The organism is Massilia sp. Root418 (assembly GCF_001425265.1).
In the GTDB taxonomy this organism is placed as follows: Bacteria; Pseudomonadota; Gammaproteobacteria; order Burkholderiales; family Burkholderiaceae_D; genus Rugamonas.
Genome location: NZ_LMEC01000011.1, coordinates 52051 through 70100 on the forward strand (window position 1 = coordinate 52051; position 18050 = coordinate 70100).

Consider the following 18050-nt stretch of genomic DNA (forward strand, 5'->3'; position numbering starts at 1 on the left):
GTCGTAGAATGTGCCATCTTTGATGTTGCTGACGGTCCCTGCGTGAAGTCTTTCCAAGAAAACCGCTTCCTGTATTTCGCAACTGGCGTATCCCTGCTGGCGCATGGCGTATTGCTGGCCGTGACTTTCGTCGCGCCGAAAAACTTCAAGGTCGAACCCACCGACCCCGGGCTGGAAGTGATCCTGGTGAACGCCAAGCACGACAAGGCGCCCCTGAAGGCCGACGCCCTGGCGCAGGCCAACCTGGACGGCGGCGGCAAGGCCGAAGCCGGCCGCGCCAAGTCGCCGCTGCCGGATATGCGCAAGAATGAAACCGGCGAGAGCGTGAAAGCCACCCGGCGCCGCATCGCCGAGCTGGAAGAAGCCCAGCGCAAGCTGCTGACCCAGGCCGCCAGGCCGAACCCGCTCACTGCCGCGCCCGTGACGGAAAAAGCCAGGCCCGATCCGCTGCCCACCGGCGCCGACCTGCTGGAAAGCAGCAAGGCCATCGCCCGCATGGCCGCCGAGATCACCCAGACCATCGACGATCAAAGCAAGCGCCCCAAGAAAACCTTCATCACCCCCAGCACGCGCGAAGTGGGCTACGCCATGTACTACCAGCGCCTGCAGCGCAAGGTGGAAGAGGTGGGCACGCTGAACTTCCCGCAGAAGAACGGCCGCAAGCTGTACGGCGAACTGGTGGTCTACATCCCCATCTTCCAGGACGGCACCATCTACGAAAAGGAAGGCGGCGTGCGCGTGGAAAAGAGCTCGGGCAACGACGCGCTGGACGAGGCGGCGCTGCGCATCGTGCGCCGTTCGGCGCCGTTCGGCAAATTCCCGCCCAACATGCTGTCCAGCGAGCGCGACGATTTGTGGGTCATCATCACCCGCTTCAAATTCACGCGGGAAGAAAAACTGGAATCCGACCTCACCGGATCGAACTAAAAAAACCATGGATTGCATAAATGGATAAGTATTGCGTTTTCGGCAACCCGATCGCCCACAGCAAATCGCCCGACATCCACGCCGCCTACGCGCTGCAGACCGGCCAGCAGCTCAGCTATGAGAAGCGCCTGGCGCCGCTGGACGGCTTCCCGGCCGCCGTGCGCGCCTTCGTGGCCGAGGGCGGCAAGGGCGCCAACGTCACCGTGCCCTTCAAGCTGGAAGCGCACAAGCTGTGCGGCGCGCTCACCATGCGCGCGCAGGCCGCCGGCGCGGTCAACACCCTGCTGTTTACCGAGGACGGCACCATCGGCGACAACACCGACGGGGCCGGCCTGGTCAACGACATCGTGGCCAACGCGGGCGTACCCATCACGGGCAAGCGCGTGCTGCTGCTGGGCGCCGGCGGCGCCGCGCGCGGCGTGGTGCTGCCCATCCTGGAACACCATCCGGCCCAGCTCACCATTGCCAACCGCACCGTGGCTACCGCAGAGGCGCTGGTGGCGCAGTTCGCCGCGCTGTCCGGCGGCGCCGCCTTGTCCGCCTGCGGCTTCGACGCCCCGCGCGGCCGCTACGATATTGTCATCAATGCGACCTCGGCCAGCCTGAGCGCCGACCTGCCGCCGGTGCCGCCCGACGTGTTCGGTCCCGGCACCCTGGCGCTGGACATGATGTACGGCAAAGAGCCGACCGTGTTCATGCAGTTCGCTGCGGAGCACGGCGCAATCGTGCGCGACGGCCTGGGCATGCTGGTCGAGCAGGCCGCCGAGGCCTTCCTTGCCTGGCGCGGCGTGCGCCCTGAAACCACGGAATTGTTGGCCCATCTGCGTTCAAAACTATGACAAAAACGCGCAAACCGGCTGCGGCACGCGGCAAATGGTGGTGGGTTAAGTGGATCTTCATCGCCCCGGTGCTGCTGTTCCTGGCGATCCAGCTGTATTTCCTGCTGCAGATCTGGTGGTGGGTGGGCCACAATCCCACCACCACCGCCTTCATGCGTGCCCAGCGCGAGGCCCTGCAGGAGGTCAACCCGAACGCCAACATCCAGCAGCAGTGGGTGCCGTACGCGCGCATTTCCAACAACCTGAAACGCGCGATTATCGCCTCCGAAGACGCCAATTTCTCGGGACATGAAGGGGTGGACTGGGAGGCGCTGCAAAAGGCCTACGAGAAGAACAACAAAAAGAAGAAAGTGGTCTCGGGCGGCTCCACCATCACCCAGCAGCTGGCCAAGAACCTGTTCCTGTCCGGCTCGCGCAGCTATCTGCGCAAGGGCCAGGAGCTGATCATCACGTATATGCTGGAAGCGCTGATGGACAAGGAGCGCATCTTCGAGATCTATCTCAACGTGGTGGAATTCGGCAAAGGCATCTTCGGCGCTGAAGCGGCCGCCAAGCACTACTACGGCATCAGCGCGTCCAGGCTGGGCGCGGCCCAGGCCGCCAAGCTGGCCGTGATGCTGCCCAACCCGCGCTTTTACGACAAGCACCGCGACTCCAACTACCTGGCGCGGCGCACCGGCATTATTTTGAGACGCATGGGCTCGGCTGAGTTACCATAGGGCATCTTTTTAGTGGGGAAGCGCCATGCGCGAGCGGCAACGCGGTATCAGTCTGATCGTGGTGGCGGTGCTGATGGCCGGCGTGGCCGCGCTGGCCATGGCCGCCATCTTCTCCATGCGCTATGAGCGCAACTTGTTTGCCGAAGGCCTCGCGCGGCTGACCGGCAAGCCTGCGGCAGGGCAGGGCGCCGCCGCCGTGCCTTCCGCCCCCGCCGTGCCCGGAAATCAGCTGCGCCGCTGCACGGTGAATGGCAAAACCGTGTTCTCCGACACCGAATGCAGCCCGGCCAACGCCACCACCCAAAACGTTGTCGTTCATGAAACAAAAGGAGTGGAAGCACCCAAGGCGCCCAAGCCGGACCGGTCCGGCGCCGCCCCGCAGGACCTGCGCGCGAAAATGATGGAAAACGCCACCCGCTGAGGCAAAAAACAGCAAGCAAAGGTGGCCGAAAAAAGGCCATGCGGGTACACTTGCGCTGTTTCGTTCCCACCGCTGGCTGAGAGTGCCTATGATCAATGTCTTCGTCTTACAAAATGGCCGTCTCAACCAGGTTCCCATCGAATCCCGTGAAGACCTGGAAAAGCTCGAACCCGTCTGGGTCGACCTGACCGATCCGAACGACGACGAGCGTGCCTGGGTCAAAGCCATTTACGGCGTAACACTGCCGGGTGAAGACGAAGTCAAGGACATTGAAGCCTCGGCCCGCTACTACGAAGCGGAAAACGGCGACCTCCACCTGCGTACCGACTTCCTGCTGGAAGAAGACGACGGCCCGTCGCGCATTGTCACCGTGGCCTTCATCCTGGCCAAGAAAATGCTGTTCTCGGTCCATACGGACGATTTGCCGGTGTTCCGCCTGGTGCGCATGCGCGCCCGTTCCCGTCCCGGCTCCATTGCCGACTACATGGACGTGCTGCTGGACCTGTACGCCACCGACGCCGAGTACTCGGCGGACGCACTGGAAGGCATCTACCAGAACCTGGAAGAAGTGTCCGGCCGCGTGCTGCAGGAAGAATTCACCGACAAGGACGCGGCCGACGCGCTGAGCGCCATCGCCCACGAGGAAGACTTGAACGGCCGCATCCGCCGCAACATGATGGACACGCGCCGCGCCGTCAGCTTCCTGATGCGCGGCCGCCTGCTCAATTCCGAGCAATTCGAGGAGGCGCGCCAGATCCTGCGCGACATCGAGTCGCTGGACGGCCACACCTCTTTCCTGTTCGATAAGATCAACTTCCTGATGGACGCCACCGTCGGCTTCATCAACATCAACCAGAACAAGATCATCAAGATCTTCTCGGTGGCCAGCGTCGCCTTCCTGCCGCCGACCCTGATTGCCAGCGTCTACGGCATGAACTTCGACAATATCCCCGAACTGAAATGGGCGCTGGGCTATCCCTGGGCCTGGGGACTGATGATCACCAGCGCCATCGCGCCCTTCCTGTACTTCCGCCACCGCGGCTGGCTGAAATAAGCGCGCGGCCTAGCCCAGGCGCGGGCTGAAATCGAGCGACAGCGCGCGGTGGTAGGGGATTTCCTGCCATTGCGCGTGCAGCGCCTGGGCGCGCTGGTACAAGCAGGCGTGCACGTCGATGCCGGCCAGGTCGAGCGGCGGGTGGCCACGCGCGGCGCAGGCGCTGTTGGCGGCCGCCAGAAAACTCTCCAGGTCGAAGCTGCCGCGCCAGAGCTGGGTTTGCAAGCCCTCGACGATGGCTTCCACCTGCGCCGCCTGCCGGGGTACCGCCGGATTGTCCGCGCCCTGCGCCGCCCGGGCCGCAATTTGCGCATCGGCGCCCAGCGCCACCTGGCTCAAAAAGCCGTGCCGCAAGGGCAGGGCGGACTCCACCACATAATGGATCAGATTGTGCGGCAGGATGCCCTGGCGCGGCATCAGCGTGTCGGTGGCGCTGCCGTTGTTGCGGACGAAGCGCAGCACGTCGTACTTGTCATTACTGGAACGTTTTTCTGCAATAAGTTTCATTCCAGTAGTATGCCTTTTTCAACATTGTTGAATTCTATCCAACGGTCACGAAAACCTTTTTACGCACCGCGTTGATGAATTCAGCCGGCTCGTCCAGGCTCAGGTAGACCTTGCCGACTGGCTGCGGGCGGCCGAACAGGTCGGGCAGGCTGCTGTCCGGCAGCAGCTGGATCAGCACATTCGGCGCCCCCAGCTGCGTATAACGGCGCACGCCGGCGCGGCGGCGCACCGGGCCGCTGGCCGCCTCCGCTGATTGCACGAGGGAATAAGGTCGCCGCATCGGCGGCCAGCGCGCCGCAGCGAATTAATATTCCATCCTTATCCAGCGATCTGGGCGATATAAAGTGGCACGGTAATCAGCCACCATGTACAGCAAGGCCCATGCGCTCAAGGCGCTGGCCACGATGGCTGCCGTGGGCGACCACGTAAAATGCAGCAGCATATGCATGAGCGGCAGCTCGAACAGGATCGCGATAATAAACCCCACTTGATTCGATGAATTCCCGCCATTGCGCGCATATCCGAAATCGCGCTCGCCGTCGAATTCCAGCGTGGCGCCGTTGCGCATGAACAGGGCGTAATACCAAACCCTTGCTTCAAATTGCGCCAGCGTGGAATAGCCGTTATTCCCCAGCAGGCTGCTGATGATTTTTTCAGGGCCGCATCGGCGTTGCGCGAAATACGCGTCAGGCCGGCAAGCTTATACACGATGAAGCCGGCCACGGCAGCTTCAGCGGTACAGCCACCAATAGATCAACGGCAGGGTAACGGTAAAATCAAATAGCAGCGTCCACTCGGGAACGGCGCGCAGACGGAATGCGAAGTAATAGCTGGCAGTCATGGCCAGCAGGATCAGGACGAACCAGCATCTTCGTTGCGGCAGTATAGCCATGCTTGCCTCGCATTATGAGATTGGTAACAGCTATACCTCAGCTCGCATTGCGCGGCAGCATGTGGATGGCCTCGTCCCGCCGGATTCTGGCGCGATCAAGCCAGAACCTGGCTTAATATGGGCAAAAAAATGCCGCCGTAGCCCGGGATGGGCATGGCGGCGGTTAGCTGGCAACTATTCGGAGCGTCCGGAACGCGCGGCTTACTTCAGCGCCGCGAATACCCTGCGCGCGGCAGCAATGGTTTCATCGATGACTGTTTCGTCGTGTTGGGCGGAAACAAAGCCCGCTTCAAACGCCGCCGGCGCGAAATAAACGCCTTCATCCAACATGGCGTGGAAGAAGGTATTGAACTTGGCGCGGTCGCCTGCCATCATCTCGGCGTAATTATTCGGCGGCACTTCGCTGAAATACAAACCGAACATGCCGCCTTCGGCATCGGCGCAGAAAGTCACACCCGCTTCTTTTGCTGCGGCGGTTAATCCGGCAGCCAGGCGTTTCGCCGAGGCGGCGAGTTTATCGTAGAAACCCGGCTGTTGAATAATCTTCAGCGTGGTCATGCCCGCCGCCACCGCCACCGGATTACCCGACAGCGTACCGGCCTGGTATACCGCGCCCAGCGGCGCCATTTTACCCATCAATTCCGCACTGCCGCCGAATGCCGCCACCGGCAAGCCGCCGCCGATAACCTTGCCCAGCGCGGTCAGATCCGGTTTAATGCCATACAATTCCTGTGCTCCGCCCAGGCCGACGCGGAAACCGCACATCACTTCATCGAAAATCAGGATTGCGCCGTGCTTGGTGCACAGGTCGCGCAAGGCTTGCAGGAATGCCAGCGTACCTTTAATCAGATTCATATTGCCCGCTACCGGCTCCACAATCACGCAGGCGATTTCCGAACCGAAATTGGCGAATGCCTCGGTAATCTGTTCCACATTGTTATAGTCCAGCACCAGGGTGTGCTTAACGAAATCTTCCGGCACGCCGGCCGAGGTCGGATTGCCGAACGTGAGCAAGCCGCTGCCGGCTTTCACTAATAAAGAATCGGCGTGGCCGTGATAGCAGCCCTCGAATTTGATAATCTTGTCGCGGCCGGTGGCGCCGCGCGCCAGGCGCAGCGCGCTCATGGTCGCTTCGGTGCCGGACGATACCAGGCGCACCTGTTCGATGGACGGCACCAAGCGGCAGATTTCTTCCGCCATCTCGATTTCGGCCTCGGTCGGTGCGCCGAAGGACAAGCCGCGCGTGGCCGCTTCCTGCACCGCCTTCACCACGTCCGGATGCGCGTGGCCGACGATGGCCGGACCCCAGGAACCGATGTAATCAATATAACGCTTGCCGTCCGCGTCCCAGAAATACGGGCCTTCGGCGCGGGTGATGAAACGCGGCGTGCCGCCCACCGAGCGGAAGGCGCGCACCGGCGAGTTCACGCCGCCCGGCGTGGTTTTCTGGGCGCGCGCAAACAGCGTGTCGTTTTTTGATTCAGTCGTCATGATGTCTCTTTGTCATTGAATTGAAAGGTCCGGTTGGGCACCAGCTTGCCCATGCCATAGCGTTGGGCGTGGGCCAGCGCGCCCTGGGTGTAGTCCTGCGCCAGCTGCACGGCGGTGGGCGTGTCCGCGCCGCGCGCCAGGTAGGCGGCGATGGCGGCCGACAGCGTGCCGCCCGCGCCAAGGAAGGGGCCGGGCAAGTGCTGCCAGGCGTCGTGCCGCACCACGCCGTCGGCGCCGTACAGCGTGTTGGCGCGCACCGCGTCGCCATGGCCGGCGCCGGCCGGGGTGCCGGTCACCAGCACGAATTCGCAGCCGAGTTCGATCAGGTAGCGCACGTCTTCCTCGAGCGGCGCGTCGCTGCTGATTTCCGTATCGCGCCAGGTCTCGGCCAGCCGGCCCAGCTCCACTTGCGACAGCATCAGCACCGAGGTTTGCGGCACCAGCAGCTGGCGCACGATGGTGAGCAGCTCGTCGGCGTCCTCGCCCGCTTCGGGCAGGCGCGAACTGAATGGGTCCAGCACCAGCGGCGCGTCCGGATAGTCCGACACGATTTCGGCGATGGCAGACGCGTGCTCCATGTTCTGCAGCGCGCCGATCTTGAAGGCCGCCACCTGGGCGTCCTCCAGCAGCACGCGGGCCTGGTCGGAAACCCAGTCCGGATCGGTCTCCTGCAGGTCTTCGATGCGGGCGCTGTCGCCGATCAGCAACGCGGTGGTGACTGCCAGGCCCTGGCAGCCCAGGGCGGAAAACACGGCCAGGTCGGCGGTGACGCCGGCGGCGCCTACCGGATCGACGGCGCCGAATGTCAGGATAAGGGGAGAAGTTTGGTTTTGCACGGCGGGTAGATTAAGATACCTGATTCGGCATTTTACTTGATAGAAGGTGACACAACGTGAGTAGCAATGATACAACGCAGGCCCACCAGACCTGGATGTGCCTGATCTGCGGCTGGATCTACGACGAGGAAACCGGCCTGCCGGAAGAAGGTATCGCTCCCGGCACGCGCTGGGCCGACGTGCCGATCAACTGGACTTGCCCGGAATGCGGCGCCCGCAAGGACGATTTTGAAATGGTGGCGATTTAAGCTATCGTGTCGGTACATCCCGGTGAATGAATATGACGACTACGCCGCAAGCGACAGGTTTGAAGATCATGGTGATCGACGATAGCAGCACCATTCGCCGGTCGGCCGAGATATTCCTGAGCCAGGCGGGCTACCAGGTGGTGCTGGCCGAAGACGGCTTCGATGCCCTGGCCAAGATCAACGACCATCACCCCGCGCTCATTTTCTGCGACATCCTGATGCCGCGCCTGGATGGCTACCAGACCTGCGCCCTGATCAAGAAGAGCGCCAAATTCCACGCCACGCCGGTCCTCATGCTGTCCTCCAAGGACGGCCTGTTCGACCGCGCGCGCGGCACCATGGTCGGCTCGGCCGCCTACCTGACCAAACCATTTACCAAAGACAGCCTGCTGGCGGCCGTGCGCGAGCATACCGCAGGCGCGGCGGGGGTCTGAGCACAGCGAGGGCATTATGGCCATACAAAGAATACTGATCGTCGACGATTCGCCGACCGAGCGCTACTACCTGACCGACATCCTGGTCAAGAACGGCTTTTCCGTCTCCACCGCCGAAAACGGCGAGGAAGCGCTGGTGAAGATCAAGGCCGACAAGCCGCAGCTGATCCTGATGGACGTGGTGATGCCCGGCGCGAACGGCTTCCAGGTCACGCGCTCCATCGCCCGCGACCCGGACCTGCAGGACGTGCCGGTGATTATCTGCTCCAGCAAGAACCAGGAGACCGACCGCATCTGGGGCTTGCGCCAGGGCGCCAAGGACTACCTGGTCAAGCCGGTGGACGCGGCCGAGCTGCTGGCCAAGATCGCCGCCCTCGGCGGCTGAGCGATGAGCAGCGCCGAGCAAGGACTGCCCACCCCTTCCGGCGCCGAGCGCCGCAGCCGCCTGCGCCGCTATCAGGCGCAGCTGCTCGAACGCATGCACGACGCGCAAAGCGGCGGCGCGGCCGCCGGGCGCGAGCTGGGCGTGCAGTTCGGCGCCAGCCGCTGCCTGCTGGACCTGACCCAGATCGGCGAGATCGTGCCCTGGCAGCCGGTCAGCCCGGTGCCGCTGGCGCGGGACTGGTATCTGGGCCTGGCCAACATCCGCGGCCAGCTCACCGGCATCATCGATTTCGCGCGCTATCTGGAGTACGACGCCACCCCTCCCGCGGCCGATAGCCGCATCATTACTTTGGCGCCCGGCCTGGGCTTCAACTGCGCGCTGCTGGGCGCGCGGGTGCTGGGCCTGCGCAAGCTTGACGACATGACGCCGGCGCCGCTGGCGGACAACGTTCCATCCTGGTGCGTGCAGCAGTTCCTGGACCAGGAAGGGCAGCTGTGGTCGCGGCTGGACCTGGCCCTGCTGGTGCGGGAAGAAAGGTTCCTGCAGGTCGGTCTGTAATATTTTTGCAAATGAGGGACGGTGTAATGGGATTCATCAAGAATTTGTTCGCACGCTCCAGGCCGGACGCTCTCCAGGAAGCGGCCCCTGATTCGGAATTTGCCAGCTACGGCAGCGCCTCAGCCACCGCAGCCGCCGCCGCGGCGGCCCCCGCACCCGGGCCCTCGGCCGCTGCGCCGGCGGCCGAGGGCGGCGACGCCGGCACCCCCCTGCGCCTGCGCGACGCGCTGCGCCGCCGTGGCAGCGGTGCCGGCGCCGAGAGCGGTCCCGGCATCAAGCTGCCGCTGATCGGCCACCTGCCCGCGCAGCGCCAGCTCAGCATCCTGTCCACCGCGCTGGCTGCCTGCCTGCTGCTTAGCGTGGCGGCGGTGGGCCTGAACATCCGCAACAGCAGCGTCACCTCGGCCCAGACCCAGATCGCGGCGGACGCGCTGATGCACTCGCAGCGCGTCGGCAAGGCCGCGCCCAATGCGGTGCAGGGCAATCCCGAAGCGTTCCGCCAGCTGGACGACAGCCGCAAGGAACTGAACCAGGACTTCAAACTGATGCAGGCCGGCGGCGTCTACCAGGGCCGCAGCATCGGCTCGCCCAACGCCGCCATGGCCAGCGCGGTGGCCGCCGCGCGCAAGATCTGGGACACCACCGAGCGCTCGTCCGACACCATCCTGCGCCTGAAGCCGGAGCTGACCGGCCTGGAAAAAACGCTGCGCCAGCTGGACCGCCTGTCGCCCGACCTGCTGGAGCAGACCGAAACCATCGCCGCGCTCAAGCTGCTGCGCGGCGGCACTCCGCGCGAGATGGCCGCCCTCGGCAAGCTCACCATGCTGACCCAGCGCATGAACCGCAGCGTCAGCGAATTCATCACCGCCGGCGGCATCAGCGCGGAAACCGCCTTCCAGCTGGGGCGCGACATTACCGTGTTCCGCAACACCGTGGACGGCTTCCTGAACGGCAGCGAAACGCTGGCGCTGACCGCCACCCGCGACGCGGAGCTGCGCACCCTGTTCACCGAACTGAAAACCCCGTTCGAGACCTACCAGCAGCTGGTCGGCTCGGTGCTCGACAAACTCGATAAATTCACCGCCGCCAAGGTGGCCGAGCAGCAGATCTTCAGCGAAAACGAAGCGCTGCGCGAACGCCTGGGCGCGGTGCTCACGGAGTACCGCGCGCAGCAGGATTCGCTCACCCTGAGCTTCTGGCTGATGGTGGTCAGCGGCCTGCTCACGCTGACGGCGGCGGCGGCCATCGGCCGCGTGCTGCTGCAGGATTCCAACAACCGCACCCGGGGCGCGGACCGCCGGCGCCAGGAAGCGGAAGCCATGCGCCTGCAGGCGCAGCGCAAGGAAGAAGAAGCCAAGGCCATGAACGACCAGAACCAAGCCGCCATTTTGCGCCTGATGAACGAGCTGCAGGAAGTGGCGGACGGCGACCTGACCGTGCAGGCCACCGTCTCCGAAGACATCACCGGCGCCATCGCCGACTCGGTCAACTACACGGTGGAAGAGCTGCGCGGCCTGGTCGGCCGCGTCACCACCACCGCCGAACAGGTCACGTCCGCCTCCGGCCATGCGCAGAGCATTTCCAGCGACCTGCTGCTGGCGTCGCAGCAGCAGTCGCGCGAAATCCAGGACGCCAGCGCCACCGTGGTGAAGATGGCCAACGAGATTACCGAGGTGTCCAAATCGGCCGCCGAATCGGCCGACGTGGCGCGCCAGTCGGTGGCGGCGGCGCGCCAGGGCTCGACGGCGGTGGAAAACGCCATCAAGGGCATGCACGAAATCCGCGAGCAGATCCAGGAAACCTCCAAGCGCATCAAGCGCCTGGGCGAATCGTCGCAGGAGATCGGCGAGATCACCGAGCTCATTTCCGACATTACCGAGCAGACCAACGTGCTGGCGCTGAACGCCGCCATCCAGGCCGCGTCGGCCGGCGAGGCAGGGCGCGGCTTCTCGGTGGTGGCCGAGGAGGTGCAGCGCCTGGCCGAACGCTCCGGCGACGCGGCCAAGCAGATCGGCGCGCTGGTGCGCACCATCCAGACCGACACCCATGACGCCGTGGCGGCCATGGAAAAATCCACCCAGGGCGTGGTCGAGGGCGCGCGCCTGTCCGACGCGGCCGGCGCGGCGCTGTCGGACATCTCGCAAGTGTCGAACCGCCTGGCGGAGCTTATCCAGGGCATTTCCTACGCCACCGGCATGCAGGCGACATCGGCCAGCGGAGTGGCGCAGAATATCCAGCACATCCTGGAGGTGACCGAGCAGGCGCAGGACGGCACCCAGCAAACCGCGCAGTCGATTCACAAGCTGTCCATGCTGGCGCAGGAGCTGAAAAACTCGGTTTCGCGCTTCCGCATTTCGGCATCCTGATTACTTTGAAAGACCCAGCATGACCCATCCTGATTTTCCGACCGCAGCGCAATTCGACACCGGCCCCCTGTCCTGGGTGATGGTGGAAATCCGCGAGGCGCTGGTCCGCTCCAGGACCGCCTTGTTCGAGGCGGGCGGGCGGGCGCAGGAAGACCAGGCCACCTCCCTGCAGCACGCGCGCACCCATTTGCACCAGGCGCACGGTGCGCTGCAGATGGTGGACGTGGACGGGGTGGAAGTCATGACGCACGCAGCCGAGGAGGCGCTGGAGCGCTTCAAGTCCGGTGCCCTGAAATGCAGCCCGGACAACGCGCAGACCGTGGCCAATCTTTACCAGGCGCTCACCGAATACCTGGAGGAGCTGCTGGAAGGCGCGCCGGTGCAGCCGGTGCGCCTGTTCCCGTATTACCGCGCCTTGCAGGAAATGCTGGGCGCCGAGCGCATCCACCCGGCCGACCTCTTCTTCCCCGACTTGTCGCTGCTGGCGCGCATGCCTGCGGTTGCACCTGCTACGGCGGATGCGGCGGCGCCGGACTACTCCGCCTGCCGCCAGCGCTTCGAGCGCGCCTTGCTGCCTTACCTGAAAAGCACGGACCCTGCGCTCCAGCGGACCCACGCGGCGGCCCTGCGCGACGCGGTGGCGCAGGTGGCGGACGCGCAGCAGGACCCGAAAGCGCGCACATTCTGGCTGGTGCTGCAGGCCTTCGCCGAACTGGTGGCCGCAGGCCACCTGGAAGGCGGGCTGTATGTGAAGCAGCTGTTCGGCCTGATCAACCTGCAGATGCGCCGCCTCACGCAAGGCAATCCGGCGCTGCCGGACGCCATGCTGCGCGAAGCGCTGTTCTTTATCGCCACGGTGCTGGCCGGGCCGCATGCGGACGAGGTGTCGCCGCTGGTGCTGCACCTGGGCGGCGTGTTCGGGCTGGAAGGCGCGGTGCCGAAGGACTACGAAGCGCGCCGCTACGGCCAGCTCGATGCGGAAGTGCTGGCCCGCGCGCGCGCGGCCATGGCCGATGCCAAGGCGGCCTGGCAGCATTTGTCGGAAGCCGTGATCGATCCTGCGCTGGACGCCGCCTTCGGCCAGGCGCTGGCGGTGGTGGCGGTCACCAGCGACAAGCTGGGCATGGCCGCGCTGGCCACGCTGATGCGGCAGCTGGCCGAAGTGGCCAATGCGGCTGTCACGGCCGGCCGCAGCGAAGCGCTGGCGATGGAAATGACCACGGCGCTGCTGTTCGCCGAACACGGCCTGCAGCACATCCGTCACCTGCCGGACGACTTCTCGGCCCACGCGGACACCATCGCCGAGCGCCTGAAAGCGCTGCTGGCAGGCGGCGAAGCGCCCGATCCGGCACCCTGGCAGGGCGGCATCGTCCAGCAAATGCAGCAGATGCAGCAGGACGACACCGTGGCGGCGCTGGCGCTGGAAATGAAGACCGGCCTGCGCCAGGTCGAAAAGGTGCTGGACGAGTACTATAGCGACCCGTCGCTGCGCGCTCCCTTGCAGGACCTGGACCGCTTGCTGCACCAGCTGCAGGGCGCGCTGGCCATCCTGGACCAGGACGACGCCATGCGCGCGGCGCAGCACGTGCAGCAGGAAGTGCGCAAGCTGGCATCCGGCCTGGGCGACGCGTCGCAGGAAGCGAAGCTGCTGGACCAGATCGCGCAAAACGTCGGCGCGCTGGGCTTTTTCGTCGACATGCTGGCGCAGAACGCGGCCGGCGCGCGCGAGCGTTTCGCGTTCGACGAAGGGGAGGGCGCCTTCCGCGCCGTGCCGTTCAAGAAGCTGGCTGCTGCCGGACCGGTACCGGTGCTGGAAGAGAAAGTATCGCCCACAACCTCGCCTACGCCGGCGCCGGTGCCAGAACCGGCGCCTGAAGCGAGCGACGCCGCCATCGAAGCGGAGCTGCTGGAGATCTTCATAACGGAAGCGCAGGAAGTGCTGGAGTTCGTGCGCGGCACGCTGGCCAAGCCGCGCGCGGAGGCCGGCAGCGGCGAGAACCTGACCATGCTGCGGCGCTCCTTCCACACGCTGAAAGGCAGCGGCAGGATGGTCGGCCTGAACCAGTTCGCCGACGCCGGCGCCGCCGTCGAGCGCACCATGAACGTCTGGCTGGCCGAAGAGCGGCCTGCAACGGAAGCCTTGTTCGGCTTGCTCGAATACGCCGAGCAGGAAATGAGCGCCTGGGTAGAGGAGCTGGTGGCGCAAGGCGTCTCCACCCGCAGCGCCGACACCCTCGCCGCCGCCGCCGCCCGCGTCCAGGAAGGCGCTCCCTTCCTCCCGCCCGCCGCCGCCGGCCCCACCGCCGATGCAGGCGACGCGTCCGCGGCCGCCGCTGATGCCGCCGATGCCGCGGCCACCTCAGCCGCCGGCCCTGCCGCCGATGACGCCGCCGCCGCCGATGCCGCCGCCGATGCCGCCGATGCCGCCGCCGCCGGCCCAGCCGCCGAAGACGTGGCCACCCCAGCCGCGGCCACTGCCGCCACCGGCCCAGCCGCCGATGACGTCGCCGCCGATGCCGGCCCAGCCGCCGATGACGTCGCCGCCGCTGGTGCCGCCGATGCCGTGGCCACCGCCGCCACCGGCCCTGCGGGCGATGACGTCGCCGCCGATGCCGCCGATGCCACCGTCACCGCCTCCGTCGGCCCTACCGCCGATGACATCGCCGCGTCCAATGCCGCCGCCGCGTCTGCGCCTGCCGATGCGGCCGCGCCTGAGACCCCGGATCTGACCGCACACGACGACGCTTCCGCCCCCAGCGCCATCCCTGAAGACGCCTTTGCATCCGGACAGCCCCCCGCGCCCCCGCGCGAGCCAGCGCAAACCACCGGCAACGTCATCGAATTCCCGACCACCGCCGTCCCGCTGGTCCCGCCCGAAGAAGACAACGTCAAGCACATCGGCGCACTGACGATCCCTCTGCCCCTGTACAACATCTACCTCGCAGAAACCGACGAGCTGGTGCGCCTGCTGGCGCGCGACTTCGGTGAATGGCGCCACGAAGCGCGCCGCCCGGTCAGCCCCGAAGCGCTGCAGGCGGCCCACACGCTCACGGGCACCTCCGGCACGGTCGGCTTCAAAGCCCTGCGCGACCTGGCCCACGCGCTGGAGCAGACCCTGGAAAGCCTGCAAGCCCCCGCACCGCAACTCGACCACGCCCAGCACGACCTGCTGGACTTCGCCCTCGAACGCATCCGCCAGATGCTGCAAAGTTTCGCCCTGGGCGAAGTCGCGCCGGCGCAGCCGGAACTGATCAGCGCCCTGCACCAGCTGCGTGACGAACTTGCCGTCCCAGCCGGCGCCGACCTGGACCAGCGCCTCGACACCCTGTTCGCCGCCGCAGACGCTGACGACCCCGCCGCCAAGCTGGACGCCCTGTTCGCGGCCGCCTACGACAGCCTGATCGCCAGCCCGCCGCCCGAATCGGACTTCGCCAGCCGCGCGCCGGCGGAAGGCGCCGGGCCGGCCAAGCAATCCGCACCCGCCGCGCGCGACGACTTCGACGACCTGTTCGATTCCGCCTTCGACGACGTCTTCGCCGCGCCGCTGTCACAAATCGCCGCCCCTGCCGGCATAGCCGCCCCCGCCGGCGCCGAGCCACCCGTCCCCGAAGCCGGGCCGCTGGCAGCCGCCGCAGCCGACGCCGAGCCAGCCGTCCCCGAAGCCGGGCCGCTGGCAGCCGCAGCAGCCGGCGCCGAGCCATCCGCCCCCGAAGCCGGGCCGCCCGCAGCCGCCGCAGCCGAAGACGTCCCCGTCCCGACGCCGCAGGACGCCGAACCCGCCGCCCCCGCAGCCCCCGCAGCCCAGCCCGAGCCCGAGCCCGAGCCCGAGCCCGAGCCCGACGTCATCGTCATCCCGCTGCCCGAGGCGCCGGCCGAGCTGTCGGCCGCCGCGCCAGGCGGCTTCCAGGACGAACTGGACGCCGACCTGCTGCCGGTATTCCTGGAAGAGGGCGCCGACCTGCTGCCGCAAATCGGCCAGTCACTGCGCACCTGGCAGCGCAACCCGTCCGACTTCAGCCACGCCCACATGCTGCAGCGCGTGCTGCACACCGTAAAAGGCAGCGCCAGGATGGCCGGCGCCATGCGCCTCGGCCAGCACGCGCATGAAATCGAAACCCACATTGAAAACATGGTGCACGCCAACAGCGCCTCGCCGCAAGCGTTCGAGGAACTGCTGGCCCACTACGACCACGCCCTGGTCCTGTTCGAGCAGCTGCAGCATCCCGCCGCCCTGGCCGCCGCTAACGACGCCGCCACCGACGCCGCCAGCAGCGCCGAAATCGGCCGCGCGGAAGGCGCCACCGCTTCCGCCGGCGCGAACGCTTTCGCCGCTACGGCATCGCTGCCCGCCGCAGAAGGCGCACTAGAAGACGCACCAGAAGACGCAGCACGTGCCGCCGGCCCGCTCGCCCCACCAGCCGCGCCCCGTCCGGCCGCAGCTCCGCCCGACGACAGCGACCCCGCCACCCGCTCCCCGCTGGTGCGCGTGCGCGCCGATATCCTGGACCGCCTGGTGAACCAGGCCGGTGAAGTCTCCATCTCCCGCTCGCGGCTGGAAAACGAAGTCGGCTCCCTGCGCACCTCGCTGGCTGACTTCTCGGACAACCTGACCCGCCTGCGCCGCCAGCTGCGCGAGATCGAGATGCAGGCCGAATCGCAGATCGCCTCCCGCATGGCCATTTCCAGCGAACGCGAATTCGATCCGCTTGAATTCGACCGCTTCACGCGCCTGCAGGAACTGACCCGCATGATGGCCGAAAGCGTCAACGACGTGGCCTCCTTCCACGAAAGCCTGAGCCGCAGCGTGGACACCGCCAGCGGCGACCTGGCCCAGCAAGCCCGCATGACGCGCGACCTGCAGCGCGACCTGATGCGGGTGCGCATGGTGCCCTTCGCCAGCATCTCAGAACGCCTGTTCCGCGTGGCCCGCCTGAGCGCCAAGGAAATGGACAAGCGCGTCAACCTCGACATCCGCGGCGGCGCCGTGGAAATCGACCGCAGCGTGCTGGAACGCATGGCGGCCCCCTTCGAACACCTGCTGCGCAACGCCATCGTGCACGGCGTGGAAAGCCGCGCCCAGCGTAGCGCCGCCGGCAAGGACGAAACCGGCGAGCTGCTGGTGCAGGTCAGCCAGCAGGGCAACGAGGTGGTGCTCGAATTCAGCGACGACGGCGCCGGCCTGGACCTGGACCGCATCCGCGACAAGGCCCTCCGCATCGGCCTGCTGCAGGAAGGCGAACAGCTGAGCGACGCCGACACCGCCGACCTGATCTTCGAACCCGGCTTCTCCACCGCCGAGGCGCTGACCGAGCTGGCCGGACGCGGCGTGGGCATGGACATCGTGCGTTCGGAAGCCCAGGCGCTGGGCGGACGCGTGGACACCGCCACCGAAAGCGGCAAGGGCGCGCGCTTCACCATCCACCTGCCGCTCACGCTGGCGGTGACCCAGGTGGTGCTGCTGTCCGCCGGCGGCCGCACGTACGCGCTGCCGTCCACGCTGGTCGAGCAGGTGCTGCAGATGAAGGAAAGCGCGCTGCACGAAGCGCACGGCAGGGGCCACGTTGCGCTGCAAGGGCAGCAATCGCCGCTGCGCTACCTGCCGGCCATGCTCGGCATGGCCAACGCGCAGCCGCCCGCGCAGCGCTCTGCGCCGGTGCTGATGCTGCGCAGCGGTAACGAGCGGGTGGCGCTGCAAGTGGATGAGGTGGTGGGCAACCGCGAGGTGGTGGTCAAGAACATCGGCCAGCAACTGGCGCGCATGCCCGGCATTTCCGGCGCCACGGTACTGGGCTCGGGCGAGATCGTGCTGATCCTCAACCCGGTGGCGCTGGCGCAGCACCTGGCGAACCGTCCGGACCTGGTGGAACGGCAGGCCGGGGCGGCCGCAGGAGCCGGAGCTGCCGCCCCGGCGTCCGCGCCGGCATCGCTGGCCGCGCTGGGCAGCACCATCATGGTGGTGGACGATTCGCTCACCGTACGCCGCGTGTCGCAGCGCCTGCTGGAGCGCGAAGGCTACCGCGTGCTGCTGGCCAAGGACGGCCAGGACGCGCTGGAACAGATGCAGGAGACCCGTCCCGACCTGATGCTGGTCGATATCGAGATGCCGCGCATGGACGGCTTTGATCTGACCCGCAACGTGCGCGGCGACGAGCGCACCCGGGACATCCCCATCATCATGATCACCTCGCGCAGCGCGGACAAGCACCGCAACTATGCCATGCAGCTGGGCGTGAACGCCTACTTCGGCAAGCCGTTCCAGGAACCGGTGCTGCTGGGGGCGATTGAGGGGTTATTGGCGGACCAGCGGCGGGTTACGCCTGCCGGCTAACCCGCCCTACGGCCCTGCGGCGTTTCGCCATCCCGTAGGGCGGGT

17 protein-coding genes are annotated in these 18050 nt (G+C 66.4%); 11 read left to right on the forward strand and 6 right to left on the reverse strand.

Annotation, left to right across the window (positions count from 1 at the left end; translation table 11 throughout):
* Window positions 1-42 precede the first annotated feature (42 nt).
* The 5 genes from ASC94_RS07790 (at window position 43) to corA (ending at window position 3960) form a co-directional block, all read left to right on the forward strand.
* Window positions 43-927, forward strand: a complete 885-nt coding sequence (locus tag ASC94_RS07790; RefSeq protein WP_056392993.1) for a TonB family protein — start codon at window positions 43-45, stop codon at window positions 925-927.
* Between the two features lie 20 nt (window positions 928-947).
* Window positions 948-1766: a shikimate dehydrogenase gene (gene aroE, locus ASC94_RS07795; RefSeq protein WP_056392995.1), complete on the forward strand. Its 819-nt coding sequence runs from the start codon at window positions 948-950 to the stop codon at window positions 1764-1766.
* Window positions 1763-2485, forward strand: a complete 723-nt coding sequence (gene mtgA, locus ASC94_RS07800) for a monofunctional biosynthetic peptidoglycan transglycosylase (protein ID WP_056392998.1) — start codon at window positions 1763-1765, stop codon at window positions 2483-2485. Before aroE ends, mtgA begins: the two co-directional genes overlap by 4 nt.
* 25 nt (window positions 2486-2510) lie before the next feature.
* Window positions 2511-2906 (forward strand): hypothetical protein, encoded by a 396-nt coding sequence (locus tag ASC94_RS07805; RefSeq protein ID WP_056392999.1) that lies wholly within the window; start codon window positions 2511-2513, stop codon window positions 2904-2906.
* 88 nt (window positions 2907-2994) lie between these two features.
* Window positions 2995-3960 (forward strand): magnesium/cobalt transporter CorA, encoded by a 966-nt coding sequence (corA, locus tag ASC94_RS07810; protein ID WP_056393003.1) that lies wholly within the window; start codon window positions 2995-2997, stop codon window positions 3958-3960.
* 9 nt (window positions 3961-3969) lie between these two features.
* Here the strand turns inward: corA and ASC94_RS07815 are convergent, their stop codons facing one another.
* The 6 genes from ASC94_RS07815 to ASC94_RS07835 form a co-directional block, all read right to left on the reverse strand.
* Complete coding sequence (locus tag ASC94_RS07815; RefSeq protein ID WP_056393005.1) at window positions 3970-4467, reverse strand: hypothetical protein; 498 nt, start codon at window positions 4465-4467, stop codon at window positions 3970-3972.
* Between the two features lie 34 nt (window positions 4468-4501).
* Window positions 4502-4726, reverse strand: coding sequence for a hypothetical protein (locus ASC94_RS07820; RefSeq protein WP_157201341.1), 225 nt, complete (start codon window positions 4724-4726; stop codon window positions 4502-4504).
* Between the two features lie 45 nt (window positions 4727-4771).
* Window positions 4772-5035 carry a hypothetical protein gene (locus ASC94_RS07825; RefSeq protein WP_056393010.1) on the reverse strand — a complete coding sequence of 88 codons (264 nt, stop codon included), beginning with the start codon at window positions 5033-5035 and terminating at the stop codon, window positions 4772-4774.
* Between the two features lie 162 nt (window positions 5036-5197).
* Window positions 5198-5359 carry a hypothetical protein gene (locus ASC94_RS32395; RefSeq protein ID WP_157201342.1) on the reverse strand — a complete coding sequence of 54 codons (162 nt, stop codon included), beginning with the start codon at window positions 5357-5359 and terminating at the stop codon, window positions 5198-5200.
* A 201-nt stretch (window positions 5360-5560) separates the two neighbouring features.
* Complete coding sequence (gene hemL, locus ASC94_RS07830) at window positions 5561-6850, reverse strand: glutamate-1-semialdehyde 2,1-aminomutase (protein WP_056393011.1); 1290 nt, start codon at window positions 6848-6850, stop codon at window positions 5561-5563.
* Window positions 6847-7686, reverse strand: coding sequence for a hydroxymethylpyrimidine/phosphomethylpyrimidine kinase (locus tag ASC94_RS07835; RefSeq protein ID WP_056393013.1), 840 nt, complete (start codon window positions 7684-7686; stop codon window positions 6847-6849). The genes hemL and ASC94_RS07835 overlap by 4 nt, the downstream gene beginning before the upstream one ends.
* A 95-nt stretch (window positions 7687-7781) precedes the next feature.
* Between ASC94_RS07835 and ASC94_RS07840 the strand changes: the two genes are divergently transcribed.
* Genes ASC94_RS07840 through ASC94_RS07865 form a run of 6 tightly spaced genes read left to right on the forward strand, consistent with a single transcriptional unit; the run spans window position 7782 to window position 18005 of the window.
* Window positions 7782-7934 carry a rubredoxin gene (locus ASC94_RS07840; RefSeq protein ID WP_056393016.1) on the forward strand — a complete coding sequence of 51 codons (153 nt, stop codon included), beginning with the start codon at window positions 7782-7784 and terminating at the stop codon, window positions 7932-7934.
* A 32-nt stretch (window positions 7935-7966) separates the two neighbouring features.
* Window positions 7967-8368, forward strand: a complete 402-nt coding sequence (locus ASC94_RS07845; protein WP_056394921.1) for a PleD family two-component system response regulator — start codon at window positions 7967-7969, stop codon at window positions 8366-8368.
* Between the two features lie 16 nt (window positions 8369-8384).
* Complete coding sequence (locus ASC94_RS07850) at window positions 8385-8753, forward strand: response regulator transcription factor (protein ID WP_056393017.1); 369 nt, start codon at window positions 8385-8387, stop codon at window positions 8751-8753.
* Window positions 8754-8756: 3 nt separating this feature from the next.
* Window positions 8757-9311, forward strand: coding sequence for a chemotaxis protein CheW (locus ASC94_RS07855; protein WP_056393018.1), 555 nt, complete (start codon window positions 8757-8759; stop codon window positions 9309-9311).
* A gap of 26 nt (window positions 9312-9337) precedes the next feature.
* Window positions 9338-11677, forward strand: a complete 2340-nt coding sequence (locus ASC94_RS07860; RefSeq protein ID WP_056393019.1) for a methyl-accepting chemotaxis protein — start codon at window positions 9338-9340, stop codon at window positions 11675-11677.
* 19 nt (window positions 11678-11696) lie between these two features.
* Window positions 11697-18005 carry an Hpt domain-containing protein gene (locus ASC94_RS07865; protein ID WP_056393022.1) on the forward strand — a complete coding sequence of 2103 codons (6309 nt, stop codon included), beginning with the start codon at window positions 11697-11699 and terminating at the stop codon, window positions 18003-18005.
* The last annotated feature ends 45 nt before the right edge of the window (window positions 18006-18050 follow it).

Bases quoted from the DNA above. Each gene is read 5' to 3' on its own strand.
- aroE (WP_056392995.1), top strand. From the start codon at position 948: ATGGATAAGTATTGCGTTTTCGGCAACCCGATCGCCCACAGCAAATCG.
- mtgA (WP_056392998.1), top strand. From the start codon at position 1,763: ATGACAAAAACGCGCAAACCGGCTGCGGCACGCGGCAAATGGTGGTGG.
- ASC94_RS07805 (WP_056392999.1), top strand. From the start codon at position 2,511: ATGCGCGAGCGGCAACGCGGTATCAGTCTGATCGTGGTGGCGGTGCTG.
- corA (WP_056393003.1), top strand. From the start codon at position 2,995: ATGATCAATGTCTTCGTCTTACAAAATGGCCGTCTCAACCAGGTTCCC.
- ASC94_RS07815 (WP_056393005.1), bottom strand. From the start codon at position 4,467: ATGAAACTTATTGCAGAAAAACGTTCCAGTAATGACAAGTACGACGTG.
- ASC94_RS07825 (WP_056393010.1), bottom strand. From the start codon at position 5,035: ATGCGCAACGGCGCCACGCTGGAATTCGACGGCGAGCGCGATTTCGGA.
- ASC94_RS32395 (WP_157201342.1), bottom strand. From the start codon at position 5,359: ATGGCTATACTGCCGCAACGAAGATGCTGGTTCGTCCTGATCCTGCTG.
- hemL (WP_056393011.1), bottom strand. From the start codon at position 6,850: ATGACGACTGAATCAAAAAACGACACGCTGTTTGCGCGCGCCCAGAAA.
- ASC94_RS07840 (WP_056393016.1), top strand. From the start codon at position 7,782: ATGTGCCTGATCTGCGGCTGGATCTACGACGAGGAAACCGGCCTGCCG.
- ASC94_RS07845 (WP_056394921.1), top strand. From the start codon at position 7,967: ATGACGACTACGCCGCAAGCGACAGGTTTGAAGATCATGGTGATCGAC.
- ASC94_RS07850 (WP_056393017.1), top strand. From the start codon at position 8,385: ATGGCCATACAAAGAATACTGATCGTCGACGATTCGCCGACCGAGCGC.
- ASC94_RS07855 (WP_056393018.1), top strand. From the start codon at position 8,757: ATGAGCAGCGCCGAGCAAGGACTGCCCACCCCTTCCGGCGCCGAGCGC.
- ASC94_RS07860 (WP_056393019.1), top strand. From the start codon at position 9,338: ATGGGATTCATCAAGAATTTGTTCGCACGCTCCAGGCCGGACGCTCTC.
- ASC94_RS07865 (WP_056393022.1), top strand. From the start codon at position 11,697: ATGACCCATCCTGATTTTCCGACCGCAGCGCAATTCGACACCGGCCCC.